Source organism: Janthinobacterium darwini (genome assembly GCF_051380905.1).
Classification (GTDB): domain Bacteria; phylum Pseudomonadota; class Gammaproteobacteria; order Burkholderiales; family Burkholderiaceae_D; genus Janthinobacterium.
In genome coordinates, this window is sequence record NZ_JBNYXX010000001.1 from 1,802,302 (window position 1) to 1,820,906 (window position 18,605).

17 protein-coding genes are annotated in these 18,605 nt (G+C 61.3%); 8 read left to right on the forward strand and 9 right to left on the reverse strand.

What is annotated here, in order from left to right; all coding sequences use genetic code 11:
* Positions 1-234: 234 nt before the first annotated feature.
* Positions 235-1,887 carry a 3-(methylthio)propionyl-CoA ligase gene (locus tag ACQ4WZ_RS08390; protein WP_436573093.1) on the forward strand — a complete coding sequence of 551 codons (1,653 nt, stop codon included), beginning with the start codon at positions 235-237 and terminating at the stop codon, positions 1,885-1,887.
* 13 nt (positions 1,888-1,900) lie between these two features.
* Here ACQ4WZ_RS08390 and ACQ4WZ_RS08395 read toward each other — a convergent pair whose 3' ends face one another.
* Genes ACQ4WZ_RS08395 through ACQ4WZ_RS08410 form a run of 4 tightly spaced genes read right to left on the reverse strand, consistent with a single transcriptional unit; the run spans position 1,901 to position 6,796 of the window.
* Entirely contained in the window at positions 1,901-3,424 is a 1,524-nt protein-coding gene (locus ACQ4WZ_RS08395; protein ID WP_133991301.1) for a chemotaxis protein CheW, read from the reverse strand.
* The gene (locus ACQ4WZ_RS08400) at positions 3,411-3,971 is read right to left on the reverse strand and encodes a chemotaxis protein CheD (protein WP_133991303.1); all 561 of its coding nucleotides are present in this window, start codon (positions 3,969-3,971) and stop codon (positions 3,411-3,413) included. Before ACQ4WZ_RS08400 ends, ACQ4WZ_RS08395 begins: the two co-directional genes overlap by 14 nt.
* The gene (locus ACQ4WZ_RS08405) at positions 3,968-4,792 is read right to left on the reverse strand and encodes a CheR family methyltransferase (RefSeq protein ID WP_133991305.1); all 825 of its coding nucleotides are present in this window, start codon (positions 4,790-4,792) and stop codon (positions 3,968-3,970) included. The genes ACQ4WZ_RS08400 and ACQ4WZ_RS08405 overlap by 4 nt, the downstream gene beginning before the upstream one ends.
* A 3-nt stretch (positions 4,793-4,795) precedes the next feature.
* A complete protein-coding gene (locus ACQ4WZ_RS08410) occupies positions 4,796-6,796 on the reverse strand; it encodes a methyl-accepting chemotaxis protein (RefSeq protein WP_436573094.1) in 2,001 nt (666 codons plus the stop codon).
* Positions 6,797-7,410: 614 nt separating this feature from the next.
* On the opposite strand from ACQ4WZ_RS08410, the gene ACQ4WZ_RS08415 reads away from it, so the two are divergent.
* Positions 7,411-9,498 carry a 3-hydroxyacyl-CoA dehydrogenase NAD-binding domain-containing protein gene (locus ACQ4WZ_RS08415; protein WP_436573095.1) on the forward strand — a complete coding sequence of 696 codons (2,088 nt, stop codon included), beginning with the start codon at positions 7,411-7,413 and terminating at the stop codon, positions 9,496-9,498.
* Positions 9,499-9,544: 46 nt separating this feature from the next.
* On the opposite strand, the gene ACQ4WZ_RS08420 is transcribed toward ACQ4WZ_RS08415, so the two are convergent.
* The 3 genes from ACQ4WZ_RS08420 to ACQ4WZ_RS08430 all read right to left on the reverse strand — a co-directional run bounded on the left by ACQ4WZ_RS08420 (position 9,545) and on the right by ACQ4WZ_RS08430 (position 11,240).
* Complete coding sequence (locus tag ACQ4WZ_RS08420; RefSeq protein WP_436573096.1) at positions 9,545-10,393, reverse strand: alpha/beta fold hydrolase; 849 nt, start codon at positions 10,391-10,393, stop codon at positions 9,545-9,547.
* Positions 10,394-10,500: 107 nt separating this feature from the next.
* Positions 10,501-10,905, reverse strand: coding sequence for a VOC family protein (locus tag ACQ4WZ_RS08425; protein ID WP_208327717.1), 405 nt, complete (start codon positions 10,903-10,905; stop codon positions 10,501-10,503).
* A gap of 95 nt (positions 10,906-11,000) precedes the next feature.
* A complete protein-coding gene (locus ACQ4WZ_RS08430; RefSeq protein WP_436573097.1) occupies positions 11,001-11,240 on the reverse strand; it encodes a DUF2798 domain-containing protein in 240 nt (79 codons plus the stop codon).
* Between the two features lie 97 nt (positions 11,241-11,337).
* Between ACQ4WZ_RS08430 and ACQ4WZ_RS08435 the strand changes: the two genes are divergently transcribed.
* Positions 11,338-12,243, forward strand: a complete 906-nt coding sequence (locus ACQ4WZ_RS08435; protein ID WP_436573098.1) for a LysR family transcriptional regulator — start codon at positions 11,338-11,340, stop codon at positions 12,241-12,243.
* Here the strand turns inward: ACQ4WZ_RS08435 and ACQ4WZ_RS08440 are convergent.
* Positions 12,240-12,989, reverse strand: coding sequence for a nucleotidyltransferase domain-containing protein (locus tag ACQ4WZ_RS08440; protein WP_436573099.1), 750 nt, complete (start codon positions 12,987-12,989; stop codon positions 12,240-12,242). The genes ACQ4WZ_RS08435 and ACQ4WZ_RS08440 overlap by 4 nt on opposite strands.
* 187 nt (positions 12,990-13,176) lie before the next feature.
* Between ACQ4WZ_RS08440 and ACQ4WZ_RS08445 the strand changes: the two genes are divergently transcribed.
* On the forward strand, positions 13,177-13,377 hold the full coding sequence (locus tag ACQ4WZ_RS08445) for a hypothetical protein (protein WP_101481391.1): 201 nt from the start codon (positions 13,177-13,179) through the stop codon (positions 13,375-13,377).
* Positions 13,378-13,476: 99 nt separating this feature from the next.
* Here ACQ4WZ_RS08445 and ACQ4WZ_RS08450 read toward each other — a convergent pair whose 3' ends face one another.
* Positions 13,477-15,177, reverse strand: a complete 1,701-nt coding sequence (locus tag ACQ4WZ_RS08450) for an MFS transporter (RefSeq protein ID WP_101481390.1) — start codon at positions 15,175-15,177, stop codon at positions 13,477-13,479.
* A gap of 232 nt (positions 15,178-15,409) precedes the next feature.
* Here ACQ4WZ_RS08450 and ACQ4WZ_RS08455 point away from each other — a divergent pair, with 232 nt between their 5' ends.
* The 4 genes from ACQ4WZ_RS08455 (at position 15,410) to ACQ4WZ_RS08470 (ending at position 18,558) form a co-directional block, all read left to right on the forward strand.
* Positions 15,410-16,588, forward strand: coding sequence for an acetyl-CoA C-acyltransferase (locus ACQ4WZ_RS08455; RefSeq protein ID WP_436573100.1), 1,179 nt, complete (start codon positions 15,410-15,412; stop codon positions 16,586-16,588).
* A gap of 126 nt (positions 16,589-16,714) precedes the next feature.
* Entirely contained in the window at positions 16,715-17,017 is a 303-nt protein-coding gene (locus ACQ4WZ_RS08460; RefSeq protein WP_133991321.1) for a Dabb family protein, read from the forward strand.
* 56 nt (positions 17,018-17,073) lie between these two features.
* Positions 17,074-18,069: an NADP-dependent oxidoreductase gene (locus tag ACQ4WZ_RS08465; protein WP_436573101.1), complete on the forward strand. Its 996-nt coding sequence runs from the start codon at positions 17,074-17,076 to the stop codon at positions 18,067-18,069.
* A gap of 60 nt (positions 18,070-18,129) precedes the next feature.
* Positions 18,130-18,558, forward strand: coding sequence for a GNAT family N-acetyltransferase (locus tag ACQ4WZ_RS08470; RefSeq protein WP_101481386.1), 429 nt, complete (start codon positions 18,130-18,132; stop codon positions 18,556-18,558).
* The last annotated feature ends 47 nt before the right edge of the window (positions 18,559-18,605 follow it).

An 18,605-nucleotide genomic window follows, 5' to 3' on the forward strand; every position in this document is an offset into this window, starting at 1 on the left:
AGTAACGCCAGCCTGGAATGCGATTTTACCGCACGGCGCCAAGGCGCGTGTCGGGCGCTGGCGAGGCTGCCGTGTCGGGTGCCGTGGCGACTACGAACGGGGCAAAAAACGGAATCAAAAATTCCATGCTGCATTGCAATATCGAAATGCGTTGACGATTTCCGCACGACCGTACGAAACTAGGGAAAGTCTTTAAATTTCAACAATAACCGAGTATCCAGCCCAGGAGACACGATGTCGGCATTTCCCTTGAGTCCAGTGATGGGCCAGATGATGAATCAGCCCCTGCTGATTTCCAGCATTATCGAGTTTGCAGCGCGTCATTATGGAGGCAGCGAAATCATTTCGCGGCGGGTGGAGGGCGATATGCACCGCTACACCTACCGCGATTGCCACCAGCGCGCGCGCCGCCTGGCGAACGCCTTGCACGGCCTCGGCGTCGGCATGGGCGACCGGGTCGCCACCCTGGCCTGGAATGGCTACCGCCACCTGGAAGCCTATTACGCCGTGTCAGGTTCGGGCGCCGTGCTGCACACCATCAATCCACGCCTGTTTCCCGACCAGATCGCCTATATCTCCAATCACGCAGAAGACCAGGTTTTACTGTTTGATCTGACCTTCCTGCCCGTGGTGGAGAAAATCGCCGCCGACTGCACTTTTGTGCGCCACTTCGTGCTGATGTGCGACCGCGAGCGCATGCCTGTCAGTACCAGCATCCCCGACCTGCTGTGCTATGAAGACTTGATCGCCACGCATTCCGACGATTACACCTGGCCCTTGTTCGACGAGAATGCGGCCGCCACGCTTTGCTACACGTCCGGTACGACGGGCAACCCCAAGGGTGCCCTGTACTCGCACCGCTCGACCGTTCTGCACGCGTATGCCTCGGCCATGCCCAGCGCCCTGAACGTGCGCGCCTCGGACACGGTGCTTCCCGTCGTGCCCATGTTCCACGTGAATGCCTGGGGCTTGCCGTATTCCGTGCCCCTGTCCGGCGCGCGCATGGTGTTTCCCGGTGCGGCGCTCGATGGCAAATCGCTGTACGACTTGTTCGAGGCGGAAAAAGTGACGTTCTCGGCGGGCGTGCCCACCGTCTGGCTGGGCTTGCTGAACCATGCCTTGCAAAATAACTTGAAATTTTCCACCTTCCGCCGCACGGTGATCGGCGGCGCGGCTTGCCCGCCGGCCATGATGGATACCCTGATCGACAAGTTCGACATCGAAGTCATCCACGCCTGGGGCATGACGGAAATGTCGCCGCTGGGCACGGCGGGCGGCTTGCAGACCAAGCACCTGGACCTGTCGAAGGACGAGCAGCGCAAGATCCTGCAAAAACAGGGCCATGCCATCTACGGCGTGGACATGAAGATCGTCGATGACGATGGCAAGGAGTTGCCGTGGGATGGCATCAGTTATGGCCATTTGCTGGTGAAAGGGCCGTGGATCATTGCCTCGTATTACAAGAACGAAGGCGGCGACGTGCTGCAGGATGGCTGGTTCCCCACGGGCGACGTGGCCACCATCGATGCGGACGGCTACATGCAGATCACGGACCGCAGCAAGGACGTGATCAAGTCGGGCGGCGAGTGGATAGGCACCATCGACCTGGAAAACCTGGCCATGGCGCACCCGGCCGTGCTGCAGGCGGCCTGCATCGGCGTGTTCCACCCAAAATGGGACGAGCGCCCCGTGCTCGTCGTGGTGTTGCGTCCCGGCATGACAGTCACGCGCGAAGCCTTGCTGCAGTTTTTCGAGGGCAAGATCGCCAAGTGGTGGACGCCGGACGACGTGCTGTTCATCGACGCCCTGCCCATGGGCGCGACGGGCAAGATCCAGAAGAACAAGCTGCGCGAGCAGTTCAAGGGCCACCAGCTGCCCGGCATGTAGTGCTATAGCGCGCTCATGCGGCCTGCGGCAGCGCCGAGCCCAGCTTTTCCAGCAAATGATCGCATTGGAAAACGGACAGGGTCTGGCGCTGCGCCTGCGTGCCGATATCGATCATTTCATCCATTTCGCTGCGCAAGTCGTCATGTGCTCCCGTGCGGATGATTTGTGGCGCCGCAAAACGCTGGCTGTCGGAAATGGTCATGATGTTGTCGACATGGTCGACGAGGAAGCCGTAGCGCTCGGCGCCCCGTTCCACGATCAAAATCTTGCCTGCGCCCTCGTCAGGCAAGGCCGGCATCGCGTACAACTGGCGCAGGTCGATGATGCTGATCATTTGCTGGCGTAAATTCAGCAGGCCACGCATACAGGCCGGCATGCCCGGTGGCGTGGTGATGGCGCTGCTGAAATCGATGATTTCACGCACCTGGCCGATTTCCACAGCGAAGCGGCTTTCCACCGTGAACGTGATGTAGACGCGGCGCTGCACCTGGCGCGTGGCGGCCGTTGCCGTTGCCGTATCGGCCGGATACAGGCGCGCGTGGCCATCGCGCATGTCGACGATCTCCGCCTGCGACAGGATGCCCTTGTGGTCGAGAAAAATGATATCGCCCAGACCGTCTTTCGTGATGCAGCCGGCGAACATGGCCGCGCGCGCCTTGCTCAGCAGGGGAATCGGCAGCACCTCGTCGCCAAAGAAATGCACGATGCTGTCGACGGAGTCAACGAGAAAACCGATGGTGGTGTCATCAATGCGCACGACGATGATGCGCTGCTCCAGCGTGGCAGCCTTGGCCGCATTGCCGGACCCGGCCGCCTGCAGCAGGGCGCCAAAATCCACGACGGCCACCTGGCTGCCGCGAAAATGCATGCGTCCCAGGCACAGCTCGCTATTCAGCAGGGAGCCGTGCAGTTCTGGCACCTTGATGATTTCCTGGATGGCCAGCATTTCGAAGGCAAACGTGGTCCCGGCCGCATGGAAGCTGACGCATTGCCGGCGCTCGCTTTGCGCATGGTAGCGAGCCGTGTTCAGCTTGGCGCCTGTCGCCTGCAGGGCCAGCACATGGGGCACGTTTTCAATGCGCAGCAGGGCGTGCGGGTCGAGGATTTGCAGCAGGCGCGCGCCGCCGTCGAGCAAGATCGTGCCAGCGATGACGGCGTGCGCGTCGCCGGCCGCATACTGCAGGGCGCTGCGCGCGCTGGCGGGGACGCGCAGGATTTCGCCCGTATCCTGGAAGACGACGCCGATCAGCACTTGCTGGAAGTCGAGGATGGCGATCTTGTCCGTGGGCGTGGCGCGCGGCGCATCGGCGCAGAACAAACGGCCCAGGTTGACCACTGGAATGACGCTGCCGCGCAAAGTGAACATGCCTTCCAGATACGCGGGCGAAAGGGGCAGGGCGGTCACCTTGGCGGGGTAGTTAACCACTTCGCGGATGCAACTGGCGGGCAGGGCGAATTCAGCATCGCCCAGGTGGAAGGAGCCGAACAGTTCGGTGGCGCCGTCGCGCCCGCCCTCGTGGTTTTCATGGATATCCATATACGCCTTCCTTGCGTGGAGTCAATCCGGGTCGCGCCACCACATCGGTGACGGCGTAGCTGTGCCGGGCGCAATCGATCAGCAACTGGCGCCCGTGGCGTCCGCCCAGCGCGCAAAAACTGAGGTGCAAGCCGCACTGGTCCAGGTATTTTTGCGCCGCTGCCGCGTTTTGCCGCCCCACCTGCAGGCGGCCATGGCCATTGTCTGGGCCGAACATGCTGGCGCCGCCCGCCAGCACCACCTCGATATCGGCGTAGTCGGCTTCGCGCACGCCCATCAGGCGCAGCAGCGAGGGCACGGCCTGGCTCACATAGCGTGCATTAAGGGCGCGTGCATTCGGGGCGCCTGGGGCGCTGTCTGCGCCGGGCGCTTCCGGCAGCAAACAGTGAGCCAGGCCGCAGCAGGGGCCATTCTTCCAGATGAAGCCGATACCGATGCAGGAGCCGAGCAAGGCTTGCAGTTGCTCGCCCTGCGTACCCACGCCAAGTTGCCCCATGCCAACCAGGTGCAGCGGCGGCGCGTCTGCCGGAGTGTGCGTGTGGATCATGCCAGTCCCGCCTTGTAAATCATGGGAAACTCGAATTGATAGCCGGTACCGAGCCGGGCGATGGTTTCCGATTCGCCCAGGATCAGCCGGCCGTCATCCTTGAGGCTCAGGCGGGCCTGGCGCAGCACGGTTTCCTGGTGCTCGGCATCGAAATAAATGAGCACATTGCGCAGGAAGAGCAGGTCGAATTGCCGCGCCGGACGCAGCGCTTCCAGCAAATTATGCTGTGCAAAGCTCACGTGCTGCCGCAAGTCCTCGTTGACCTTGACGCCATACGGCGAGGGCGAGAAATATTTGCGCAGCAAGTCCGGGTGCGACAAGCGGATGCGCTCGACGGAACGCCCGCTGTATTGGCCGGCCCGCGCCGCGCCAAGGATTTGCTGCGAAATGTCGCTGGCCAGGATCTGGTAGCGGAAAGCGGGCGCTTGCAGCTTGAATTGCTCGCACAGCATGGCGATCGAATACAGTTCTTCGCCGCTGGCGGCGGCCGCGGACCAGATGGACAGGCAGCCGTCCGGGTGGGCGCGGGCCCAGGCGGGCAGGTAGCGGTCGCGGAAGTAATCCCAGATTTGTGGCGTGCGGAAGAACAGGGTGTCGTTGGTGGTCACCAGGTCAATGAAATGGGCCACCTCGTCGCGGTCGCTGCTGACGCGGTCCAGGTAATCCTGGTAGCTGTGCAGGCGCAGCGCCTGCAGCCGAGGCTGCAAGCGCCGTTCCAGCAAGACGCTCTTGCGCGCGGTCATGGCGATGCCCGTATGCTCGCGCACCAGCGCGATCAGGCTCGTCAGCACCTCGGGCGTCAAGGTGGCCGCGTGGCTCATGGCCTATACCACGAAGCCGGAGACAGTCTGGTTCAGGCTGCCCGCGCGCTCGTTCAAGCCATCCGTCGAACGGGCGATGCTGTCGCAGTTGGCGGCCGACTTTTCCGTTTCCTCGGCGATGTACTGGATCGCAGTGGACACTTCGCGCGCCGTCAGCAACTGCTCGTTTGCCGCCTTCGAGATATCCGAGATGGCCAGCGTGGTCTTCGCCACGCCCGAGACGATCTTGTCGAAGGCATCGCTGGCCTGGCGCGAAATCTCGCTGCCCGTCGAGACGCGCTTGACGGATTCGTTGATCAGCTTGGAGATTTCCTTGGTCGCTTGCGAAGAACGTTCGGCCAGCTTGCGCACTTCGTCGGCGACGACGGAAAAGCCCAGGCCGTGCTCGCCCGCGCGCGCCGCCTCGATGGCGGCATTGAAGGCCAGCATATTCGTCTGGTTGGCGATTTCGCTGATGACCTTGACGATTTCGCCGATGTCCTCCGACGAGCGGTTGATCAAGTCCATCGCCTCGATTGACTTGGCGACGGCGCGCGCGCCCGCTTCCGCTTCCTGCTGCGTGGCTTTCGCCAGGAAATCGGCATTCGAAGTGTTTTCCGCGATGGAATTGATGGAGAAGGTCAGGCCATCGATGGAGGCGTTCATTTCTTCCACCGTGGCGCCCAGCGCCTGCGTACCCACGGCCACGCCCGTCGCCCGTTCGGCGATCGTATGCGAGGCGTCGGCAAAACCGTTGGCGGCCGACACCACATTGCCGATCACGCCGCGCAAGTCGACGATCATCTTGCTGATGCCGCCGGCCAGCAGGTCGATCGGCTCATCGCCCTCAGGCACGATATTGCAGGTCAGATCGCCTTGCGCAGCGCGCGCCACCGAATCGAGCAGGGCGTTGACCTTGCGGCTGTCGTTGGCGGCCTTGGACTGGATGCTGTTTTCCAGGTTCACCTGTTCGCTGATGTCGATGGCGAACTTGACTACCTTGTACGGCTTGCCGTTCAAGTCCAGGATGGGGTTGTAGGTGGCCTGTATCCACACCACCTTGCCATGGTTGCCCAGGCGCTTGTAGCGTCCCGCGTCGAATTCGCCGCGGTTGAGCTTTTGCCAGAATTTCTTGTACTCGGCGCTGCTGGCATACTCGGGCTCGCAGAACATGCGGTGGTGCTCGCCCTGGATATCGCTCAAGTCGTAATCCATGACGGCGAGGAAATTATCGTTCGCGTCCAGCACATTGCCCTGCATGTCGAATTCGATCACGGCCTGCGCCTTGCCGATGGCGCTGACCTTGCCTTCGTATTCGGCGTTGCGCTTTTTCAGGGCCGTCACGTCGCTGGCGAACTTGACCACCTTGAAGGGCCGGCCTTCCACGTCAAAAATGGGGTTGTACGAGGCATTGAGCCAGATTTCGCGGCCATCCTTGGTGAGGCGTTTGTATTCGCCCGCATCAAACTGGCCTTGTCCCAGCTTATGCCAGAATTGCGCGTACTCGTCGCTCCTGGCGTATTCGGGCAGGCAAAACATGCGGTGGTGCTGGCCCTTTATCTCGTCGAGCGTGTAGCCGACGGACTTGAGGAAATTGTCGTTGGCGTCGAGGATGGTGCCGTCGAGCCGGAACTCGATCACGGCCTGGGCCTTGCTGATGGCATCGATCTTGCCCTCGTAATCGGCATTGCGGCGTTTGCTGGCCGTGATGTCGGTGGCAAACTTGATGACTTTATACGGCTTGCCATCCGCATCGAGGATGGGGTTGTAGGAAGCGTTGATCCACACTTCGCGACCATCCTTGGCACGGCGCTTGTATTCGCCATGGTCGAATTCGCCACGGCCCAGTTTGCCCCAGAAGTCGGCGTATTCGGACGTTTTCACATACTCGGCGTCGCAGAAGATGGCATGGTGCTTGCCTTGCACTTCGGCCAAGGTGTAGCCGAGGACGCGCAGGAAATTGTCATTCGCATGCAGGATGGTGCCGTCGAGTTCGAATTCGATGACGGCCTGGACACGGTTCAATGCAGTATTTATCGCTTGTAAGTCCAAATCCTGGGAGTGGCTGACATGGCTGGCTGCGTCCATAGTATTTCCTTCAATGTGAGAAGAGAAAGGAGTGGCGATAATACTGACAGCTAATGACGATATAAAACGCTTGCATCATTACCCGGAAAGGGCGGGTGTGATAATCGGTGAGAATCTGCACGATATAACAAAATCGAACACGGCGTTATCGGGCGGCATTGTTCCATAATATTAAATCAGTTGCAGAGTATTGATTTGAATCAATAATTTTATTATTCCTCAGCGCCATGAGAAAAACAAGTGGCCTGAATAAATAATGCTGAAAGTGTCGCCAGTGGCCTGCGCATGGATAGGAAGGCATATTCAGCAGATTATAAAACGCTGTTTTACTTGTTGTTTTTTATTTATTTAAATGAATATGTTATCGATAGTTGCTGGCCCTTTTTTGCGAGGGGGCGGCCAGCCGGCGTGGGCGATGTTGTACCATGACGACAGGCACAGGCGCTGCGCGCGTCGAGATAAAAATAATACGAGCGTTCTTTTATGCGGTATAGTAAAGCTTCATCCCTTGCAACCACCTCATCGCTGAGCAAAATCAATAAGGAAGAGACATGAGTGCTGAATATCAAGTGAACGGCGCTGTTGCCGTCATTACCCTCGCCAATCCGCCCGTCAATGGGCTGGGCCTGGCGACGCGCACTGCCGCCGTCGCGGGCATCCGCCAGGCGCTGGCGGACGAGGCCGTCAAAGCCATCGTCATTACGGGCGCCGGCAAGGCCTTTTCGGGCGGTGCCGATATCAAGGAATTCAATTCGCCCAAGGCGCTCACGGAACCGACACTGCACACCCTGATCAACGTCGTCGAACAATCCACCAAACCGGTGGTGGCGGCCATCCACAGCGTCTGCATGGGCGGTGGCCTGGAGCTGGCGCTGGGCTGCAACTACCGCGTGGCCGCGCCAGGCGCGCAAATGGCCTTGCCTGAAGTCAAGCTCGGCATCTTGCCGGGCGCGGGCGGCACGCAGCGCCTGCCGCGTGTGCTGGGCCTGGAAATGGCCTTGAACATGATCGTTTCGGGCACGCCCGTGGCGTCCGAAAAACTGGCCGGCACGGCCCTGTTCGATGAAGTCATCGCCCCCGGCGCCGACTTGCTGAAAGCCGCCATAGCCTTCGCCACCAAGGTGGCTGATGTGCGCCCGCTGCCGAAAGTGCGCGAGCGCAAGGTCGATTACCCTCACCATGAAGCCTTCCTGCAGTTTTCGCGCAATACGGTGAAAGCCATGTCCGGCCCATTCCCCGCGCCGCTGAAATGCGTCGATGCCGTGGCGGCCGCCGTGACGATGAAGTTCGAGGATGGCTTGAAGTACGAGCGCGAGCTGTTCATGCAACTGGTGCAGTCGCCCGAGTCGAAAGCCCTGCGCCATGCCTTCTTCGCCGAGCGCGTTGCCAGCAAGGTGCCCGACGTGCCGGCCGACACACCCGTGCGCAGCATCGCCAGCGCGGCGATTGTCGGTGCCGGCACCATGGGCGCCGGCATCGCCATGAATTTCGCGAACGCGGGCATTCCCGTGAAGCTATTGGAAACGCAGCAGGAAGCGCTGGACAAGGGCCTGGCCACCATCCGCAAGAATTACGAGAACACGGTGAAGAAGGGCAAACTGACGCAAGAGAAGGCCGAGCAGCGCATCGCCCTGATCAGCGGCACGCTGGCGTATGCCGACATTGCGCAAGCCGACATCGTCATCGAAGCCGTCTTCGAGGAGCTGGGCGTGAAGGAAACCGTCTTCAGGCAGCTCGATGCCGTCATGAAGCCGGGCGCCATCCTCGCTTCGAACACCTCGACTCTGGACCTGGACAAGATCGCCGCGTTTACCCAGCGTCCGCAAGACGTGATCGGCACGCACTTCTTCAGCCCCGCAAACGTCATGAAGCTGCTGGAAATCGTGCGTGGCAAGGAAACGGGCAAGGACGTGCTGGCGACGGCACTGGCGCTGTCGAAAAAGCTGAAAAAGACGGGCGTCGTCTCGGGCGTGTGCGACGGTTTCATCGGTAACCGCATGATCGAGCAATACAGCCGGCAGGCCGGCTTCCTGCTAGAAGAAGGCTGTCTGCCGGAACAGGTCGACAAGGCGGTCGAGAAATTCGGTTTTGCCATGGGCCCGTTCCGCATGGGCGACCTGGCCGGCAACGACATCGGATGGGCCATTCGCAAGCGCCGCACTGTGGAAAAGCCGGAAGTGACGTATTCGAAGACGGCCGATTTGCTGTGTGAATTGAAACGCTATGGCCAGAAGGCGGGCGCCGGCTGGTATGACTACAAGCCGGGCGACCGCAAGGCCTATCCGTCGGAACAGGTCAATGCGATGATCGTGCAGCACTCCGCCGACATCGGCGTGGCGCGGCGCAAGATCAGCGACCAGGAAATCGTCGAACGGCTCGTGTATGCGCTGGTCAATGAGGGCGCACGCATCCTGGAAGAGGGCATCGCCTTGCGCGCCTCGGACATCGACATGGTGTACTTGACGGGCTACGGCTTCCCACTGTTCCGCGGCGGCCCCATGTTCTACGCCGACACGGTAGGCTTGCCGAACGTGCAGGGCGCGATTGCCGGCTACGCCAAAGGCCGCCACGGCGAAGCGTGGACTCCGGCGCCGCTGCTGGTAAAGCTGGCGGGCGAGGGCAAGGGCTTCAATAGCTGATGCACGCGCGCTGAATGAAAAAGGGCAGATTTCTCTGCCCTTTTTTTTATTTCTTCTTGGCCACCATCTTGATCGCCTCGTTGACGATGACGGGGTTGTCTTTCTGGATGTAATAGCCGGCGCCCGTGATGCGCTCGATGGCTGGCGCGCCGGACAGGCGCTGCCAATCTTTTTCCTGGGCCCGCACCACATTTTCAAACGAGCCCATTTCCTCGATGCCGAACTTGTCGCGCACCAGCAGCATGGCGGGCACGCGCAGCGGGCTGCTCATGTCGACATGTTGCAGGCATTGCGTCTGTGCATCGAATTCCGCCGATTCCGTACTGTTGAACATGAGTTTGCGTCGCGTCTTCACGAGCATGGCGTAGGTGGACGCGTCCGTCTGCGTCCGGTTCCATTGCTGCGGGTGCGTGGGATCGAGCAGGACCAGGCCGGCTACGTCCTGCGGGTACAGCTTGGCATATACGTACTGGTACAGCCCGCCCAAGCCATGGCCCACCAGCACATACGGCGGTTTCAGACCCGCTTGTGTCAACAGGGCGCGCTGCTGGGCAGCAATGGTGCAGGGATCGCGCGGCGTGGTGGTTTTGCGGCTGTCGCCGTAGCCGGGACGGTCGTACACGAGCACGCGGTGCTGTTTGCCGACTTCGGGCACCACCTTGGCCCACACATCCTTGCCGTCGCCCATGGCCGACTGGAACACCACGGGCAAGCCGCCCTGGCCGCTCAGGGTGTAGGCGATGCTGGCGTCGGGCAGGGCAGCCGTGGCGGGCACGCCGGGCGTGGCAGGCGACGACGGCAGCAGGGAGCAGCCGGAAAAACAGCCTGCCAGCAGCAAGCCTGCGCTGGAGAGGAGCATGGTGCGCGCGGGGCGGCCAACGAATAAATGATGCATGAATCTCCTTCTTGGTGCAGGGACCGGGGACCGGTATGGCGTTCCAGCCATTATAGGCAAATCGTCACGAAGTGGAAATGCCGAACAGAAACGGATTTCCCGTCCTGTCAGCCGACGTCGGCGCGGTGGCAGACGGCTTCGATGCGGTTGCCGTCCGGATCGAACAAAAAGGCCGCGTAATAGCTGGCGTGATAGTGGCGCAGGCCGGGCGCGCCCAGGTCGATGCCGCCGTGCGCCAGGCCCGCATGCCAGAACGCTTCCACGGCCGCGCGCGAGGGGGCCTTGAAGCAGCAATGGCGGCGCGGCGCGTCGTCGGGCTTCGGCCCCAGGCGCACGGAGAAATAGCTGCGTTCGGGATGTTCGGCATCGCTGCGCTCGCCATAGCCTATCCAGGCGTGGCCATGGTCGCTGCCCACCTTGGGCACGTCCAGCGCGGCGAAGATGGCGTCGTAGAAGCGCTCGGCGCGTTCCAGATCGCTGACGGTGAGGGAGACGTGATCGAGCATGGGCATTCCACTGTAAGGACAAGGACCGCCATAGCATAGCCCGGATCGGGGCAGCCGTGGGCGCGAGTGACCGAGTGATACTGCCAGTGCTTAACTGCAGGTTAAGGGCGTCGGGCGAGCCGGGTCACGATGCTGCGGCTCATCAGCTGCACGCGGGGCGCGAACAGCATCACGGCGCAGAAGGCCACGGGCCAGGCGGCAAAGAACGCATGGCGCCAGCGGGGCAGGAAGTCTGCTTGCAGGCCGATATTGAGCCAGGTGACCCAGGCGCTCATCAGCAGAGTCATGAGCAGCGACATCAGGAAGGCAAATACGCAGCGCAGGCGCAGGGCTTCGGACATGGAGTACTTTCGAAATAGTGAGGATGTGGCAGCGTAACGACTTGCAGCAATCTATACTAGAGCCATATTTTTAATTTCAAATTCCGAAAATGAAATCATGTTAGATGATCTCGCCCTGTTTGTCGCCATCGTTGAGGCAGGCAGCCTGCATGCGGCGGCCGTCAAGGAAGACTTGCCCGCCGCGACCGTCACGCGCCGGCTGCAAAAGCTGGAAAGCCAGCTAGGCTACCGCTTGCTCAACCGCAGCGCGCGCCGCCTGCAGCCGACGGCGGAAGGCTGGCAATACTACGAGCAATGCCGTCCCCTGGTGCATGCCTTGCGGCAAGCGACGCAGCAGCTCGACGCCAGCCTGTCGGCCGTCTCGGGCAGCATCCGCGTGCTGGCGCCCGTCAATTTCGCCAGCGGCTTGCTGACGCCCGCCTGGGTCAGTTTCATGCAGAAGTATCCGGACATCCGCCTGGAACTGGAACTGTCGAACCTGCTGCAAGACTTGGTGGGCAGCGGCGCCGATCTGGCCATCCGCGTGGGCGCGCTCGACGATTCTTCGCTGATGCAGCGGCGCCTGGGCAGCGCCGCGCTGGTCATGGTGGCCGCGCCCGGCTATCTGGCGCGCGCCGGCGTGCCGCGCGACTTGCAGGAACTGGCGCGACACGAGCTGATCGTGGCCGAGCCGCTGCGCAGCTGGCGCTTGCGGCGGCCTGGCGACGGCGCCGAAATGGTAATCGAACCGCAGGCGCGCCTGCGTGTCAACGAGATGCGCCTGGCCGTGGAGATGGCTGACGCGGGCATCGGCATCCTGCTGTGTCCGCTGCTGCAATGCCGCGACGAAGTGGCCAATGGCAGCCTGGTGCGTGTCTTGCCCGACTGGATGCCGCAGCCGCGCCACGTGTATGCCGTGTGGACGCAGCGGCGCTACCTGCCGGCCCGCGTGCGCGTGCTGCTGGAACACCTGGCGGCGTTTGCGGCCAGCAATCCATTGTTGAATGAGGAGTTGGGCGTTTAGCTCGCCTGTTGCTGCTCCAGCCACTGTGTGAACTGGCGCAGCGCTGGCGTAAAACCGCTGGCTGGCACGGCACCGGGCCTGGCCTGGGCAAGGAAATAGGCCATTTTCGCTTGCATGGCGGGGTAGTGCCGCAGCAGTAGCGCGACATGGTCATCGAGGCTGCCAGGCCAGCAGGGATCGTCATCCTGGCGCACGATGTTGCAGGAACGGATCAGCTTGCGCGACGCTTCGCGCTGCAGGCGGACGATGGCGACAGGGTCTCGCTCGTCTTCAAGGCGCTGCGCATAATCGTCCAGCACGCGGACAAAGTCGCCATTCACGGCCAGGGCGATGGCGCGCGAAGGCGCGAACGGCGCAAAGTGCGACGCAAGGTCATCGCCCCACAGGCAGCGGCACTGGTGCTTGAGCCAATAACCCCAGCTGTACAGGTGCTCCGGTGCCAGCACCTGGGCCAGGTGGCCGATATCGAAATCGATTTTCAGTACTTCCGGGTGGCGCGCCTGCAAGGCCAGGCGCAGCGCTTCCAGCGCGTCGCTCTGCTGCTGCGTGGGAGGATGGCGCAGCACCAGGGTCAGGTCGAGGTCGGATACGCCCGGCGTGGCGTGGCCGCGAGCGACGCTGCCATACAGATATATGCTATCGAGCAAGTTACCGGCTTGCGTCGCCACACTGGCGCAGACGTCCTGTAGCAAGGCGTCGAAATGGTGCTGCAATGGGCCGCAGGGGGCGGGAGCAATGGTCGGCATGCCTGGCGCGAGTACGGTGGAAGAAACTTCCACCATAGCATGCGGCGCGCCGGAAATCCTTTCCATTCAGTAATACCGAGCGCTTGTACTTTCCTCCGGGATCGCGTTAAGATAAAGCTTGCTCGCTTATCAAGTGGGCAATCTGGTGTTTTTATGCGCAATTTCGTCCCTATCCATGAGAGTAGCAATGAAATATTTGATCGTTCCCTTCTTGCTGGCCATGACTGGCTGTGAAGTCTTGTATGACGCGAACCGGGACAAGATCGGTGAGTATTGCAACAGCCTCAATAACTTTGACGACCGCAATGCCTGCCGCAAGCGCAACCAGACCAGCTACCAGGAATACGTGCAGCAGCGCGACCAGCTGAAAAAGAAGAACGACAACTAAGCTTGCCGCCGCATACGCCGCATAAAAAACAAACGCCGCTGACCAGTCAGCGGCGTTTTGCTTTGCAGACCCCGGCATTGCGGCCGGGGCTGGATCGTATCAATCGTCGGCGTAGATATTGTTATCCTTCGTTTCCTTGACGAACAGGGTGCCGATGACCACCGTCGCCAGGGCGATGACGATCGGGTACCACAAGCCGTAATAGATATCGCCCTTGAAGGCCACCAGCGCGAAGGCCGTGGTCGGCAGCAAACCGCCGAACCAGCCGTTACCGATATGGTAGGGCAGGGACATCGAGGTGTAACGGATACGGGTCGGGAACATTTCCACCAGCATGGCGGCGATCGGGCCATACACCATGGTCACGTACAGTACCAGGATGAACAGCAGCAATACGACCATCGGCTTGTTGATCTGGTCAGGGTCCGCTTTGGCCGGATAGCCCGCTTCCTTGATGCCGGCGCCGATTTCTTTCTTGAACGCGGCTTCCTTGGCTTTGCTGTCCGCATCGAAATTCAAGCCATCGGCCGTCATGACGGCGTTAAACGAGGTTAATTCCTTGGCACCTATGCGCACTTTTGCCACGCTGCCGGCCGGTGCATCTTCTTTCGTGTAGTTCACCGAGCTGTTCGACAGGAAAGCCGTGGCGATGTCGCACGACGATGGGAACTTCTTCTGGCCCGTCAGGTTGAACTGGAAGTGGCAAGAGGCAGGATCTGCCACCACCACCACTGGCGAGTTCTTCAGTGCCGCTTCCAGCTGCGGATTGGCGAAGTGGGTCAGGCCGTTGAAGATCGGGAAGTAGGTCGCCGCGGCGATCAGGCAGCCGCCGAGGATGATGTACTTGCGGCCGATGCGGTCGGACAGGCTGCCGAAGAACAGGAAGAACGGCGTGGCCAGCAGCAGGGCGACGGCGACCAGCACGTTGGCCGTTGCCAGGTCCACTTTCAGGGTCTGAATCATGAAGAACAGGGCGTAGAACTGGCCCGTGTACCAGACGACGGCCTGGCCAGCGGTCAGGCCGATCAGGGCCAGGATGACGATCTTCAGGTTTTTCCACTTGCCGAATGCTTCCGTCAGTGGTGCTTTCGAGGTCTTGCCCTCGGCTTTCATCTTGGAAAACGCTGGCGATTCATTCATGGCCAGGCGGATCCACACGGAAATACCCAGCAGGATGACGGAGACCAGGAAGGGAATGCGCCAGCCCCATGCTTCGAAATCCTTCTCGCCGGTCGCCAGGCGGGTGCCCAGGATGACCATCAGCGACAGGAAGAAGCCCAGGGTAGCCGTCGTTTGTATCCACGCCGTGAACGCGCCGCGCTTGCCTTCAGGCGCGTGCTCGGCCACATAGGTGGCTGCGCCGCCGTATTCGCCGCCCAGTGCAAGGCCTTGCAGGATGCGCAGGATGACGAGGATGATCGGCGCGGCGATGCCGATGGAAGCATGGCCCGGCAGCAAGCCGACGATGAAGGTGGAGCCGCCCATGATCAAAATGGTGATCAGGAAGGTGTACTTGCGTCCGATCATGTCGCCCAGGCGGCCGAAGACCAGCGCGCCGAAGGGACGCACGATGAAGCCGGCGGCAAAGGCCAGCAGGGCGAAAATGAAGGTGGTGGTGGGGTCGCCGATGAAAAATTGCTTGGCGATGATGGAAGCGAGCGAACCGTACAGATAAAAATCGTACCACTCAAAGACGGTGCCGAGCGAAGACGCAAAGATGACCTTGCGTTCTTCAGGCGTGATCGGCGTTCCCTTTGTGGAAAATTTCCGTACGTCGGCCGAGCCGGATGGTGTTGCCATGGTTTGTCTCCCTATGTTTTATAGTGAACTGGTGCCGAGGTCTTTTTGACCATTCTTGCAACAGCTTGGGGCGAGTGTGTTCTCTGAAACTTACGTCATGCTTGCTTGAAACTTACACGAAGCTTACATATTGGCGCTCGCCATAACTTTGCGAACGACCGTACTTAAATGTGCTATTCTGCTTGCTCAGATACCATCATTGACCAATAACATTCCCACAAGGAGACACAGCATGAATGAAGCCGTCATCGTATCGACCGCCCGCACGGGCCTGGCCAAGTCCTGGAAGGGCGCGTTCAACATGACGCACGGCGCCACCCTGGGCGGCCACGTGCTGGCCGCTGCCGTCGAGCGCGCGCGCATCGAGGCGGAGGAAGTGGAAGACGTGCTGGTCGGCTGCGCCTTCCCGGAGGGCGCCACGGGCGGTAACATCGCGCGCCAGGTCGCCTTGCGCGGCGGCTGCCCCGTCACCACGGCCGGCATGACCGTCAACCGTTTCTGCTCGTCGGGCTTGCAGGCCATCGCCCTGGCGGCGCAGCGCATCATCGCCGGAGAAGGCGACATCTATGCGGCGGGCGGTGTGGAATCGATTTCCTGCGTGCAAAATGAAATGAATACGCATATGTACCGCGATGTCTGGCTGCAGCAGCACAAGCCGGAAGTGTACTGGCCCATGCTGCAGACGGCCGAAACCGTGGCCAAGCGCTACCAGATTTCGCGCGAGCGCCAGGATGTGTATGGCGCGCAAAGCCAGCAGCGCGCCGCCGCGGCCCAGGCGGCGGGCCTGTTCGACGCGGAAATCGTGCCAATGACCACCATCATGGGCGTGGCTGACAAGGCCAGCGGCATGCTGGTGTCGCGCGAGGTGACGATTTCCAGCGATGAAGGCATCCGCGCCGACACGACCTATGAAGGCGTCGCGAAGATCCGTTCCGCCATGCCGGGCGGCGTCATCAGCGCAGGCAACGCCAGCCAGTTTTCCGACGGCGCCTCGATGGCCATCGTCATGAATGCGAAAGTGGCCGAAGCAAAAGGCTTGCAGCCGCTGGGCATCTTCCGCGGTTTTGCCGTGGCCGGCTGCGAACCCGATGAAATGGGCATCGGTCCCGTGTTTGCCATTCCGAAACTGCTGAAAAAGGCGGGCTTGACGGTGGCCGACATCGGCTTGTGGGAACTTAATGAAGCATTTGCCGTACAAGTGCTGTATTGCGCCGACACTCTGGGCATCCCCATGGACCGCCTGAACGTCAATGGCGGGGCGATCGCCGTCGGCCACCCGTACGGCGTGTCGGGTGCGCGTCTGACGGGCCACGCCTTGATCGAGGGCAAGCGCCGCGGCGTCAAATACGTGGTCGTCACGATGTGCATCGGCGGCGGGCAGGGCGCGGCCGGCCTGTTCGAAGTGCTGTAATGTAGATAAAACCCAGTCTGCGGGCGGCTTCCTGGGCCGCCCGTTTGCATTGCCTGCCCTGTTCCTGCAAGCCGGGCCGATAGCGGTTACAGTAATGCTTCGTTTATAAACAAGCAGCCTGCCACCATGATCAAGCACATCGTTTTCTGGAAACTGTTAGACCACGCCGAAGGTGCTGACCGCGCCACGAATGCCTTGAAACTGAAAGCCTTGCTCGATTCCTGCGCGGACCTGGTGCCAGGCATCTTGAAATTCGAGGTAGCCGTGGCCCAGCCGGGCCTGGAAGCCACCTATGACATCGTGCTCTACAGTGAGTTCGCCAGCCGCGCAGCGCTCGATGCCTACCAGAACCATCCCGAGCACGTGAAAATCAAGCCGTTTTTTGGGGCTGTGCGGGAAGCACGGCAATGCATGGATTATGAGATTTAGTCGTTACGCAACAGACTTCAGCCTTCTGCTGACTCTACCAATCGTCAAGGAGCATCATGACCACCTACCAACGCATCGTCCTCGCCTCGCGCCCCACGGCTGAAGTCCAGCCGGATAACTTCCGCCTGGAAACGGCAGAGATTCCCGCCATCACGGAGGGCCAGCTGCTGGTGCGCAACCAGTATCTGTCGCTCGACCCGTACATGCGCGGACGCATGAGTGCGAATAAAAGCTATGCGGCGCCGCAGGCGCTCGATGAAACCATGATAGGCGGCACGGTGGGCGTGGTGCTCGAATCGAAGCATCCGAAGTTCGCCGTGGGCGACACGGTTGTCGGTACCCTGGGCTGGACGGAAGTGGCTGTATCGGACGGCACGATGCTGCGCAAGGTCGACACGACGCATATTCCCGCCTCGGCCTACCTGGGTTCCGTCGGCATGCCAGGCATGACGGCGTGGTATGGCTTGAACCAGATCATGGCACCGAAAGCGGGCGAAACCGTCGTCGTGTCGGCGGCCAGTGGCGCCGTGGGCAGCGTCGTGGGCCAGCTGGCCAAATTGAAAGGCTGCAGGGTGGTGGGCATCGCTGGCGGGGCGGAGAAATGCGCATATGTCGTCAAGGAACTGGGTTTCGACGCCTGTGTCGACTACAAGGCGGGCAAGCTGGCCGCCGACCTGGCGGCGGCTACGCCGGACGGCATCGACGCCATCTTTGAAAACGTGGGCGGCGCCGTGTTTGACGCGGCCCTGGCGCGCACCAACGCCTTTGGCCGCGTAGCCCTGTGTGGCTGGATCGCCGGCTACAACGGCGAGCCGACGCCAATTGACAATGCGCGCTTCATCCTTACCAACCGGCTGACGATGCGCGGCTTTATCGTTTCGGAGCAAGCGGAATTCTGGCCGCAGGGCTTGATTGAACTGGGTGCCTTGGTGGCGACGGGCAAACTGAAATTCCGCGAATCCGTGGCCGATGGCCTGGCCAGCGCGCCCGACGCCTTCATCGGCCTGTTGAAAGGGCGTAACTTCGGCAAGCAGCTGGTGAAGCTGGACTGACCTTCTTCCCTCAAGGCGGGCCGTGCGACAATTGCGTCCCGTCTTACATTAGCACCTACCATGACCAAGCACACCATCCGCCTCGGCGACTGGGCCACCCTGGGCCTTGACGCCACCGCCATTCGTTTTGAAGTTTTCGTTGATGAACAGAAAGTGCCGGCCGAGATCGAACTCGACGACATGGACGCCGTCTGCCTGCACGCCGTTGCCTATGACGGCTCCGGCAACGCCATCGGCACGGGCAGGCTATTGCCAGACGGCCACATCGGCCGCATGGCCGTGCGCCAGCCGGGCCGTGGTACGGGCGTGGGCGGCGCCATTTTGAGCTTGCTGATGCAAAAGGCGCGCGAACGGGGCGATGCAGCGGTGGTGCTGAATGCGCAAACCGTGGCCGCGCCATTCTATGCGCGCCACGGTTTCGTGCAGCAGGGGGAGGTATTTGAAGAGGCGGGGATTGCGCATGTGGAGATGCGACTGGAGTTTAAGTGAAGTAATGCTGGGGTCAGTCGCTTCGCGATCGGAATGCGTCCCATCGG

What these genes read in the sequence shown, in the direction of transcription:
- ACQ4WZ_RS08445 (WP_101481391.1), top strand. Translation starts at nt 13,177, where the DNA reads ATGAAATATTTGATCGTTCCCTTCTTGCTGGCCATGACTGGCTGTGAA.
- ACQ4WZ_RS08405 (WP_133991305.1), bottom strand. Translation starts at nt 4,792, where the DNA reads ATGAGCCACGCGGCCACCTTGACGCCCGAGGTGCTGACGAGCCTGATC.
- ACQ4WZ_RS08430 (WP_436573097.1), bottom strand. Translation starts at nt 11,240, where the DNA reads ATGTCCGAAGCCCTGCGCCTGCGCTGCGTATTTGCCTTCCTGATGTCG.
- ACQ4WZ_RS08465 (WP_436573101.1), top strand. Translation starts at nt 17,074, where the DNA reads ATGACCACCTACCAACGCATCGTCCTCGCCTCGCGCCCCACGGCTGAA.
- ACQ4WZ_RS08425 (WP_208327717.1), bottom strand. Translation starts at nt 10,905, where the DNA reads ATGCCCATGCTCGATCACGTCTCCCTCACCGTCAGCGATCTGGAACGC.
- ACQ4WZ_RS08415 (WP_436573095.1), top strand. Translation starts at nt 7,411, where the DNA reads ATGAGTGCTGAATATCAAGTGAACGGCGCTGTTGCCGTCATTACCCTC.
- ACQ4WZ_RS08395 (WP_133991301.1), bottom strand. Translation starts at nt 3,424, where the DNA reads ATGGATATCCATGAAAACCACGAGGGCGGGCGCGACGGCGCCACCGAA.
- ACQ4WZ_RS08470 (WP_101481386.1), top strand. Translation starts at nt 18,130, where the DNA reads ATGACCAAGCACACCATCCGCCTCGGCGACTGGGCCACCCTGGGCCTT.
- ACQ4WZ_RS08460 (WP_133991321.1), top strand. Translation starts at nt 16,715, where the DNA reads ATGATCAAGCACATCGTTTTCTGGAAACTGTTAGACCACGCCGAAGGT.
- ACQ4WZ_RS08420 (WP_436573096.1), bottom strand. Translation starts at nt 10,393, where the DNA reads ATGCATCATTTATTCGTTGGCCGCCCCGCGCGCACCATGCTCCTCTCC.
- ACQ4WZ_RS08435 (WP_436573098.1), top strand. Translation starts at nt 11,338, where the DNA reads ATGTTAGATGATCTCGCCCTGTTTGTCGCCATCGTTGAGGCAGGCAGC.
- ACQ4WZ_RS08455 (WP_436573100.1), top strand. Translation starts at nt 15,410, where the DNA reads ATGAATGAAGCCGTCATCGTATCGACCGCCCGCACGGGCCTGGCCAAG.
- ACQ4WZ_RS08440 (WP_436573099.1), bottom strand. Translation starts at nt 12,989, where the DNA reads ATGCCGACCATTGCTCCCGCCCCCTGCGGCCCATTGCAGCACCATTTC.
- ACQ4WZ_RS08400 (WP_133991303.1), bottom strand. Translation starts at nt 3,971, where the DNA reads ATGATCCACACGCACACTCCGGCAGACGCGCCGCCGCTGCACCTGGTT.
- ACQ4WZ_RS08450 (WP_101481390.1), bottom strand. Translation starts at nt 15,177, where the DNA reads ATGGCAACACCATCCGGCTCGGCCGACGTACGGAAATTTTCCACAAAG.
- ACQ4WZ_RS08390 (WP_436573093.1), top strand. Translation starts at nt 235, where the DNA reads ATGTCGGCATTTCCCTTGAGTCCAGTGATGGGCCAGATGATGAATCAG.